6 protein-coding genes are annotated in these 10450 nt (G+C 34.4%); all 6 read left to right on the forward strand.

The annotated features are described in order from the left end of the window. Window positions 1-216 precede the first annotated feature (216 nt). The 6 genes from DNC80_RS03480 (at window position 217) to DNC80_RS03505 (ending at window position 10197) form a co-directional block, all read left to right on the forward strand. On the forward strand, window positions 217-3231 hold the full coding sequence (locus DNC80_RS03480; RefSeq protein ID WP_182649250.1) for a tetratricopeptide repeat protein: 3015 nt from the start codon (window positions 217-219) through the stop codon (window positions 3229-3231). 53 nt (window positions 3232-3284) lie between these two features. Continuing rightward, entirely contained in the window at window positions 3285-4148 is an 864-nt protein-coding gene (locus DNC80_RS03485; protein ID WP_182649253.1) for a PhzF family phenazine biosynthesis protein, read from the forward strand. A gap of 47 nt (window positions 4149-4195) precedes the next feature. Further along, the gene (locus DNC80_RS03490; protein ID WP_255493154.1) at window positions 4196-5983 is read left to right on the forward strand and encodes a TonB-dependent receptor; all 1788 of its coding nucleotides are present in this window, start codon (window positions 4196-4198) and stop codon (window positions 5981-5983) included. Window positions 5984-6099: 116 nt separating this feature from the next. After that, window positions 6100-6549: a hypothetical protein gene (locus DNC80_RS03495; protein WP_182649255.1), complete on the forward strand. Its 450-nt coding sequence runs from the start codon at window positions 6100-6102 to the stop codon at window positions 6547-6549. A gap of 189 nt (window positions 6550-6738) precedes the next feature. Continuing rightward, on the forward strand, window positions 6739-8415 hold the full coding sequence (asnB, locus tag DNC80_RS03500; RefSeq protein WP_182649257.1) for an asparagine synthase B: 1677 nt from the start codon (window positions 6739-6741) through the stop codon (window positions 8413-8415). A gap of 156 nt (window positions 8416-8571) precedes the next feature. Then, a complete protein-coding gene (locus DNC80_RS03505) occupies window positions 8572-10197 on the forward strand; it encodes an amidohydrolase (RefSeq protein WP_182649259.1) in 1626 nt (541 codons plus the stop codon). The last annotated feature ends 253 nt before the right edge of the window (window positions 10198-10450 follow it).

Here is a 10450-nt window from a genome sequence, read left to right on the forward strand (position 1 = left end):
AGTAATAAGTTAACGCAACGATTCAAAATAAATTCTGTTGTAATGCTTAGAATTCGATAAAAAATCAAAGAACAAAATCAAACCCACCGTTTCTAAAAATAATCCTAGTACGGTATGCGAACCAACAGCAATTGTAAAAAAATCATAATAAATCCCGTATTCAATTCGTTATAGACTCAGAATATAATACATTTGAATTATTAAAATAAAAGTACAATGCGCAAACTTTCTCAATGTTTTATAGGTAGCCTTTTTATCTATGCCACTAGTCTTAGTGGACAAAAAACAGCAATATACACTCATGACTCCAGGGAATTTGACAAAGCAGTTTCATTATTCAAAGATGATCAATATGCATCTGCCCAATTAATTTTTAATAAAGTAAAAGAAACAGCCACCACCGAAGAGCTAAAATCAGATTGTACTTATTATGCTGCAAACTGCGCTATTAGAACCAACCAGTCTAATGCAGATGAATTGATGGAACAGTTTGTTACTGATTACCCTACGAGTGTAAAACAAAATCAGGCATATATAGAGGTAGCGCAATTTCACTTTAAACAAGGAAATTATCCTCAAGCTTTGCAATGGTTCGATAAAGTAGACGAGTCTAGTTTGAGTAGAAATGATCAAGATAAATTTAATTTTCAAAAAGGATATGGGAATTTCAATGCTAAGAAACGCAAGGAGGCAACAACGTATTTTAACAAAGTGATTAACTCACAAGAATATGGATCACAAGCTAAATACTACCTAGGATTTATGGCTTATGAGGGCGATGATTATAAGCAAGCAACTAAATATTTTGATGAAGTTTCGGGTGAGGAGAAGTACAAAGAAAAATTGTCGTATTACCAAGCCGATATGAATTTTAAGCTTGGTAATTTTCAAAAAGCTATCGATTTAGGGCAAAAAGCAATGGCTGGTTCAAATGCTTTAGAAAAATCAGAGCTGAATAAAATCATTGGCGAAAGCTACTTTAATCTAAAACAATACAGCAACGCAATTCCTTTTTTAGAAGCTTATAAAGGCAAAAAAGGGAAGTGGACAAATACAGATTTTTACCAATTAGGTTATGCGCTTTACAAGCAAAAAGATTTTGAAAATGCAATCAGTCAGTTTAATAAAATAATAGGAGGAAAAGATTTTGTGGCACAAAATGCCTACTATCATTTGGGTGAAAGTTACTTGAATACAGATAAGAAACAACAAGCCTTAAACGCTTTCAAGAATGCATCTGAAATGGATTTTGATCTCGCCATTCAAGAAGATGCAAGTTTAAATTATGCTAAATTGAGTTATGAATTAGGAAATTCCTATCAAAGTGTACCAGCTGTTTTACAAGCTTTTTTAAAGAAATATCCAGAGAATGCGAATAAAAATGAGATTGAAAAATTATTGATAGACTCTTATATTTCTTCTAAAAATTACAAGGAAGCGCTCGTATTATTAGAAAAAAATAAGTCACCCGAAAATAAAGTGGCGTACCAAAAAGTTCTTTTTTACCGAGGATTAGAATTGTACACCGACGCAAATTTTAATGAAGCTTTGAAAATGTTTACCAAGGCTTTAACCGAACAAAAAGATCCTGTTTTTACTGCAAGAACCATTTTATGGAAAGCAGAAACAGAATATGTTTTAAATGATTTTAAAGAGGCTTTACTCACTTTCAAACAGTTTACAAATGCGGCTCAGGCAAACACGGTTCCGGAGTTTAAAAATCACAATTACAATATAGCATACACGTACTTTAAGTTGAAAGAATACGAACAAGCCGGGAATTATTTTCAAAAACAAATTGATAACGCTGCCGCAGATAAAATTCGTTTTCAAGATTCTTATTTAAGACTTGCAGATTGTCGATTTGTAACTTCAAAATATGCGGAGGCCTTACAAGCGTATTCAAAAGTGGTAGACTCAAAAAGTGTAGATGCTGATTATGCTTATTTTCAAAGAGCTATTTCGTATGGTTTTATGGGTAAAAATGATAAAAAAATTAATGATTTAAATTCATTTTTAGAGGCTTATCAAAAATCTGATTTTAGAGATGATGCGTTGTTTGAACTAGCAAATACTTATGTTGCTGAGAACGAAAATGACAAAGGAATTAAGACCTACGACAGATTGAATACCGAGTTTAAAAACGGAACATTTACTTCTAGATCAATTTTGCGTCAAGGTTTAATTTTTTACAATACAGATAAAGACGATCAAGCATTAATGAAATTTAAAAAAGTTGCTGCTGAATTCCCTAGAACTCCTGAGGCACTAGAGGCTGTAGCAACAGCTAGATTGATTTATGTAGACACGGGACGAGTAAATGAATATGCAACGTGGGTTAAAACACTAGATTTTGTTGCAGTAACGGATGCAGAATTAGACAATGATAGTTATGAGGCAGCCGAAAAGCAATTTCAGCAAAACAATACAAAGCAAGCTATTGCTGGATTTGCAAGTTATGTAAGTCAGTTTCCGCGCGGACTTCATGCTTTACCTGCAAATTATTATTTAGCGCAACTTTATTTTACAGATGGTGCCGAGAACAAAACCATTCCGCATTATGAGTACGTAGTGGCTCAGCCTCGAAATGAATTTACAGAGCAGTCTTTGTCTCGATTGTCTCAAATTTATCTTAAAAATAAAGATTCAGAGAAAGCAATTGCAATGCTAACTAGATTGGAAAACGAAGCAGAAACGTCTCAAAACAAAACTTTTGCTCAGTCTAATTTGATGAAATTGTATTACGACAATAAAGACTATCCTAATTCGGGTGTTTATGCCGAAAAAGTACTGCTAAATCCTAAAACGGATAATGGAGTAAAAAGTGATGCTCAAATTATCATTGCCCGTGCGGCAATAGTTAACGGAGACGAAGTAAAAGCGAAAAGCGCTTATGCAAAATTAATGACTACGGCCAAAGGAGAACTGGCAGCAGAGGCCTTATATTATGATGCCTATTTTAAAAACAAAGAGGCTAATTATGAAGCTTCGAATGCAGCAGTGCAAAAATTAGCTAAAAGTTATGCTAGTTATAAATATTTTGGTGCTAAAGGATTGGTGCTAATGGCTAAGAATTTTTATGGATTGAAAGATAGTTTTCAAGCCACTTATATTTTAGAGAATGTTATTCAGAATTTCACTGATTTCCCAGATGTTGTTGCTGATGCTCAAAAAGAATTAGATATAATCAAAACCGAAGAGGCTAAAACAAACTCATCCGTAACAAAATAATTGCTTCACAGAATTGTTTGGAAATGATGTTTGATTTTTAATAAAATAGAAAAATGAATTTAGATTTTTATATAGTAGATGTTTTTACGGATGCTAAGTATGCAGGCAATCAACTTGCTGTTTTTTTGAGTGCCGAAACTTTGAGCAAAGAGAAAATGCAAAAAATTGCAAAGGAAATTAACTTTGCCGAGAGTACTTTTATCACTCAAATCAATACGGAAACAAATACTGCCGAAATTAAAATTTTCACACCTGAACATGAAATGCAGTTTGCAGGGCATCCTATTATTGGGACATCATGGGTTTTAATGAATAAAATTTTCAATGACAATCCATCAACGATTACAATGCAGGTTCCTGTGGGAGCAATTCCTGTTCATGAAAAAGATGGATTTATTTGGCTTCAAGCCGCGCAACCTACTTTTTTAGATGTTTATTTGAAAGATGATTTTTCTTTATTTAGTACTTTGTCACAAGATGATTTTGATATAAATTTCCCTATTCAAGAGGTGACTACTGGTAGCGCATTTGTGATGGTACCAGTAAAAAATGAAGAGGTGCTGGGCAAGATTGTTTTGGATAAAAATAAAGCAGAAGAATGGTTGCACCAAAATTGTAAAACACCACATAGGGCTTTTTACTTTTTTTGTTTAGAAAATGAAAAATTATCTAGTAGGATGATGTGTATTGAAAACAATCAATTAATTGAGGATGCCGCTACAGGTAGCGCCAGTACATGCTTGCAAGCATTTTTATTACAATACCACAATCCGGTAATAAAGCTTGTCAATCACCAGGGGCATTTTATACATAGGCCCTCTCAAATTTATTTTGACGGAATAAAAAGTGGTGAAAATTATGAAATTAAAATAGGTGGCAAATCTCAGTTTCTTGCAAAAGGAGTTTGGGAAGTATAAGCTTGCATAAAAAAGCATTAAAAAAATAAGAAGTAAACACAATAGAAATGACATTGAATCCATCCATTATAAACGTACAGAATCATAGCAAAATCGGAATTTTAAAGCCGTTAGTATTGGGCTTTTTGTTTATGGGTATAATTCCAATTTCTTGGTCACAAAAAAAAGAGCAAATAGGGACAGAAACGGTAAACGTAGTCAAGCCATTTACTCCTAAAATTTCAGATGCCTTTAAAGTCAAAGAAGTTCCAGAACTTGAGGAAGAGGCTAATTCGAAAAAAGAAGCGGTTAAGTATGCTATTTTTTCATTCCCAGTGGCTTCAACTTTTACACCTTCAAAGGGAAAAGCGCAAGGTGTAGAAAAGGAAAAACAACCTCATATTTTTAAAAATTATGCTACATTTGGCGCTGGTAATTATGGAACATTGGTAGGAGAACTGTTTGTGAATCATGATTTAAATACTACTGATTATGTGGGAGGAATGTTCAGGCATCACTCCTCGCAAGGCGGAATTAATGCCATAGATTTAGATAACAGTTTTTATGATACAGCATTCGATATTATGTACGGTTCAAATCAAAAAACACTTTCGTACAATCTGGATTTGGGTTACAATAACCAAGTCTACAATTGGTATGGGTTGCCTTTAAATTTTGGAAATTCCTTAACTAATTCTGATAAAGGAGTTTTACTTGCTAGTATTGATCCTAAACAATCGTACAATACTTTGTCTTTCTCAGGAAATGTAGTGCTTACCGAGGGGATATTAGATAAAGCAACTGTGAAGTTCAATAGATTTACAGATCTTTATAAATCGGCCGAAAATCGTTTTGTAGTAAAGCCCACGCTAGAACTTAAAGTAATGGATTATGCTGTAAAAACAGATGTTATTGTGGATTATGTAGGCGGAACTTTTGCCACTAATAACAGCAATACTGCAGGAATTGAGTATGGTTTTACAAATTTTGGACTCTCGCCAAGTTTTGTGATGCAAGAGAAAGATTGGACTTTAAACCTTGGTGCTACTATTTATTATAGTTTGGATACCAAGAACAGCAATAGCTCTTTATATATCTATCCAAAATTTACTGCGTCCTACAAAGTGGTGGGCGATTTGATGATATTTTATGCTGGTGCCGAAGGGAATTTAAACCAAAATTCCTATCAAGATTTTGTGACTGAAAACCCATTTTTGTCTCCAACCTTACTGATTAATCCAACCGATAATCAATATGAAATCTATGCAGGTCTTAAAGGAAAGTTGAGCAATACTGTGAGTTATACCTTGAGAGGTTCGTATAACAATGAGCGCAACAAGGCTTTGTTTAAAAGCAATGATTATAGTGAGACCGGTTCTAATATGAATTATGGTTTTGGGAACTCATTTCAAGTGGTGTATGATGATATGCGTACCCTTCGTTTTTTCGGAGAACTTAAAGCTGATTTTTCAAAGGATGTTTCTTTTGGAATAAACGGAAGCTTTAGCAGTTTTACAAATGATTTTCAACAAGAGGCTTGGAACTTACCAGCAATTCAGTTTAAAGCAAATCTTGACGTGGATATCACAGAGAAATGGTATGCTGGCGCGCATTTATTTTATGTAGGAGAACGTAAAGATCTTCAAAACAGCACTACTTTTTTACCATCAACTACTCCGATTATATTAGACGGATATTTTGATGTGAATGCAAATGTGGGTTACAAATACAATGATCAATTAACGGGTTTTATAAAATTAAACAATCTAACCAATAACAACTATCAAAAATGGTTGAATTTCCCAGTGCAAGGTTTTCAATTTTTAGTGGGAGCCAATTATAAGTTTGATTTTTAATTTTTTTACCGAAGCACACGGTTCATAACGAATGCACAGAGACCACAGAAAATATAATTAAAATACTTCGTGAACATTGCGCTTTCTTTGTGAACTTTGTGGTTAAATTTTAATTTATGACTTTCAAACAAAAAATCCACATTCATTATTTACAATTGGTTCAAGACCGAATAGATGTCTTTAAGGACATGATTACGGCACTTACTGAAGATTCTAAAAATGATGCCAAAGGTTCAGCAGGCGATAAACACGAAACGGCTTTATCGATGATGCACATTGAGCAAGAAAAACTCAATCATAAATTAAAAGAAGTATTGGGGCAAAAAGCCATTTTAGATAAAATTGATTCTAGTACAAGTGCTAAAACTATTATTGTGGGAAGTTTGGTCAAAGCCAATGGGATTTATTTGTATTTAAGTGCAGCACTTCCTAAAATTGCTGTTGATGGTATCAATGTGATTGCACTTTCTCCGCAATCACCATTGGGCGCAAAGTTAATGGGAAACCAAGAAGGATTTACTTTTGAGATTAATGGTTCAAAGTATGTCATTCAATCAATTCAATAAAAATTTTGTGCTATTTACACTTTACAAGTAGAGTCTGTTTTTTATTTAGATTTTAATTGGTATTTGCAGTATTTAGTTATTTTTAGTTTAAATATGTAACTGGATATCGGCTTTGTGTTTTACAGATGAAACTATAATTGCATCTTTGCTTTATCAAAATAAATAAGTTCATTTATAAAATATAGCATTATGTGTGGAATAGTATGTGCCTTCGACCTGAAACAAAAAGCAGAAGTTTTAAGACCTAAGGTTTTAGAAATGTCAAAAATAATTCGTCATCGCGGACCAGACTGGAGCGGAATCTTTAGCAACGAAAAAGCCATTTTATCGCATGAACGTTTGGCTATTGTTGATCCAGCATCGGGAAAACAACCTTTATTTAGCGAAGACAAACAACTTATCTTAGCTGCCAATGGTGAGATTTACAATCATAGAGCATTGCGTAAACAATTTGAAGGGAAATACAACTTTCAAACAGAAAGTGATTGCGAAGTTATTTTGGCACTTTACAAAGAAAAAGGACCTCATTTTATAGATGAAATGAATGGAATTTTTGGCTTTGCCATTTATGATGTAGAGAAGGATGAATACTTCATTGCAAGGGATCACATGGGAATTATTCCATTATACATCGGTTGGGATGAGCACGGTACGTTTTATGTTGCTTCTGAATTGAAAGCTTTAGAAGGATATTGCACTAAAATACAATTGTTTCCTCCTGGACATTATATGACGAGTCAAGATGGCGAATTTGTACAATGGTATAAAAGAGATTGGACTGACTATGATGCTGTAAAAGATAACGAGACAAATATTCAAGATATAAAAGTAGCATTAGAAGCAGCCGTTCACAGACAATTAATGAGTGATGTACCTTATGGTGTTTTACTTTCTGGCGGTTTGGATTCATCGATAACGTCGGCTGTAGCCAAAAAATTTGCACAAAAACGAATTGAGTCTGGTGATACTACCGATGCTTGGTACCCGCAATTGCACTCATTTTCAGTAGGATTAGAAGGTTCTCCGGATCTTGCAGCAGCCAAAATTGTAGCAGACCACATAGGCACGATTCATCACGAAATTAAATTCACGATTCAAGAAGGTCTAGATGCGGTCAAAGATGTTATTTACAACTTAGAAACTTATGATGTAACTACCATTAGAGCATCAACACCTATGTGGTTGATGGCGAGAGTTATTAAATCAATGGGTATAAAAATGGTGTTGTCTGGTGAAGGTGCTGATGAACTCTTTGGAGGCTATTTATACTTTCACAAAGCGCCAAATGCAAGAGAATTTCACGAAGAGAATGTACGTAAACTAAGTAAGCTGCACATGTACGATTGTTTGCGTGCGAATAAGAGTTTGGCCGCGTGGGGAATCGAAGGCCGTGTGCCTTTCCTTGACAAAGAGTTTATGGATGTTGCCATGCGCATCAACCCGCAAGATAAAATGATTAACAAAGAACATCCTATGGAAAAATGGGTGGTTCGTAAAGCATTCGAAGATATGTTGCCCCCAAGTGTGGCATGGAGACAAAAAGAGCAATTTAGTGATGGTGTAGGGTACGGCTGGATTGATACTTTAAAAGAAGTTGTTGCTGTTGAGGTTTCTGACGAACAATTGGCAAATGCCAAATATAAGTTTCCGTTGCAAACGCCTACGTCAAAAGAGGAATATTATTACCGTTCTATCTTTCACGACCATTTTCCTAGTGATGCTGCTGCCTTGTGTGTTCCTCAAGAAGCGAGCGTCGCCTGTAGTACAAAAATAGCTTTGGAGTGGGATGAAGCTTTCAAGAACATGAATGATCCATCGGGTAGGGCTGTAGCAAGTGTTCATGATGATGCTTACGCAAAAGTGTAGCAGAATAGCTTACTAATTACGATAAGAAACGCACCCGAAAGGAGTGCGTTTTTTTATGAATAAAAATAACATTAAACTTTAAAATGGTTTTAATTCTAAATTAATGCGCTCTATTTCAGGACAGTTTTTTATATTAGCATAACTAATTTATAACTTATGAGAGCTTTTGCTTTACTTTTTTCTACACTATTTTTATTTTCATGCAACCAAAACGAAAAAATTATGGTGGATGCCATCATTACTGATGCTACCATTTATACCGTAAACAACACTTTTGAGAAAGTTACCGCTATGGCAATTGATAAAGGTAAAATTGTTGCAATTGGGACAGATACTGATATTGAAAAAAAATACCAGTCTAATAACACTACAAAGGCTGATGGGAAGTTCATTTATCCTGGGTTAATAGATGCACATTGCCATTTTTACAACTTCGGACTAAGTTTACAGGAAGTCGATTTGCGAGGAACAACGAGTATGGCGGATATTATAAGTCGTTTAAAAGCTTTTCAAAAGGAAAAAAAATCAACCTTTATTGTAGGTAATGGATGGGACCAAAATGACTGGGAAGTTAAAAAATATCCCACAAAAGCGGATCTAGACGCAGCATTTCCTAATATTCCAGTGGTTTTAAACCGAGTAGATGGACACGCTATAATTGTAAATAGTAAAGCTCTTGCACTTGCAGGAATTACAAAAGATACGAATGCTGAAGGTGGTCAAATAGAAATTGTAAACGGTGAGCCTACAGGAATTTTAGTAGACAATCCGATGGAATTGATTTTTAAAATTATACCTAAACCAACTCGTAAAATTCAAATAGCAGCTTTATTAGACGCTGAAAAAGTAATGTTTGATTATGGTTTAACAACTGTAAATGATGCTGGACTTGATCCAGATATTATTCACTTGATGGATAGTTTACAAAAAGTAAAACTGATGAAGCTTAATGTGTATGCTATGGTTACAGTCAATCAAAAAAACATTGATATGTACCTTAAAAAAGGAATTTACAAAACAGATCAACTTAATGTAAGATCTTTTAAAATGTATGGTGATGGTGCTTTAGGTTCGCGCGGCGCGTGTATGCACAAACCGTATTCGGATAAGCCAGGTCAATATGGAGCCTTACTAGCGCCGGTTGTAGGACTAAAATCGGTTGCGAAACAAATTGCGAATTCAAATTTTCAATTGAATACACACGCTATTGGCGATTCTGCAAATACAGTAATTTTAAAAATTTACAAAGAGGTTTTGGTTGGAACCAAAGACAGACGATGGAAAATAGAACATGCTCAAGTGTTGCGTGAAGCTGATTTTGATTATTTTAAATTTGGAATTATTCCATCTGTTCAACCTACTCATGCTACATCAGATATGTATTGGGCCGAAGAACGCCTTGGAAAACAAAGATTAAAAAACGCTTATGCTTTTAAAAAACTCCTTCAAAAAGCTGGGACGGTTGCTTTAGGGACAGATTTTCCTGTTGAGGAAGTGAACCCAATGCTTACTTTTCATGCTGCCGTAACTCGTAAAGATGTTAAGGATTATCCTAAAGGTGGTTTTCAAATGGAAAATGCACTTACCCGTGCCGAAACCTTGAGAGGAATGACGCTTTGGGCCGCTTATTCTAATTTTGAAGAAAAAGAAAAAGGAAGTTTAGAAGTAGGCAAATGGGCTGATTTTGTAATTTATGACGAAGATTTAATGAAAGTGAAAGAAAACATGATGGTTAAAATGAAACCAAATAGTACTTTTATTAAAGGACAAAAAGTAAAGTAATAGGTAAACGGTGCTTGTACGAGGTTTTATTTAAAAAGCTACGATTTTAATAATTTAAGTTTCATTTTTAATTTAATAATGAATTTTTACATGTAGTCGGCAATGCATATTTGCAGTTCCCGTTTGTTTAACAATTAAATAGAATAAGTATGTGTGGAATATTGGCCATCATTGGTAAAGGAAAAGAAGTGCAATTGGTTAGAGATCTCTCTAGTCGAATGTCACATCGTGGACCTGATGAACGGGATTTGTA

The organism is Flavobacterium sp. SOK18b (assembly GCF_014156605.1).
Taxonomy (GTDB): domain Bacteria; phylum Bacteroidota; class Bacteroidia; order Flavobacteriales; family Flavobacteriaceae; genus Flavobacterium; species Flavobacterium tiangeerense.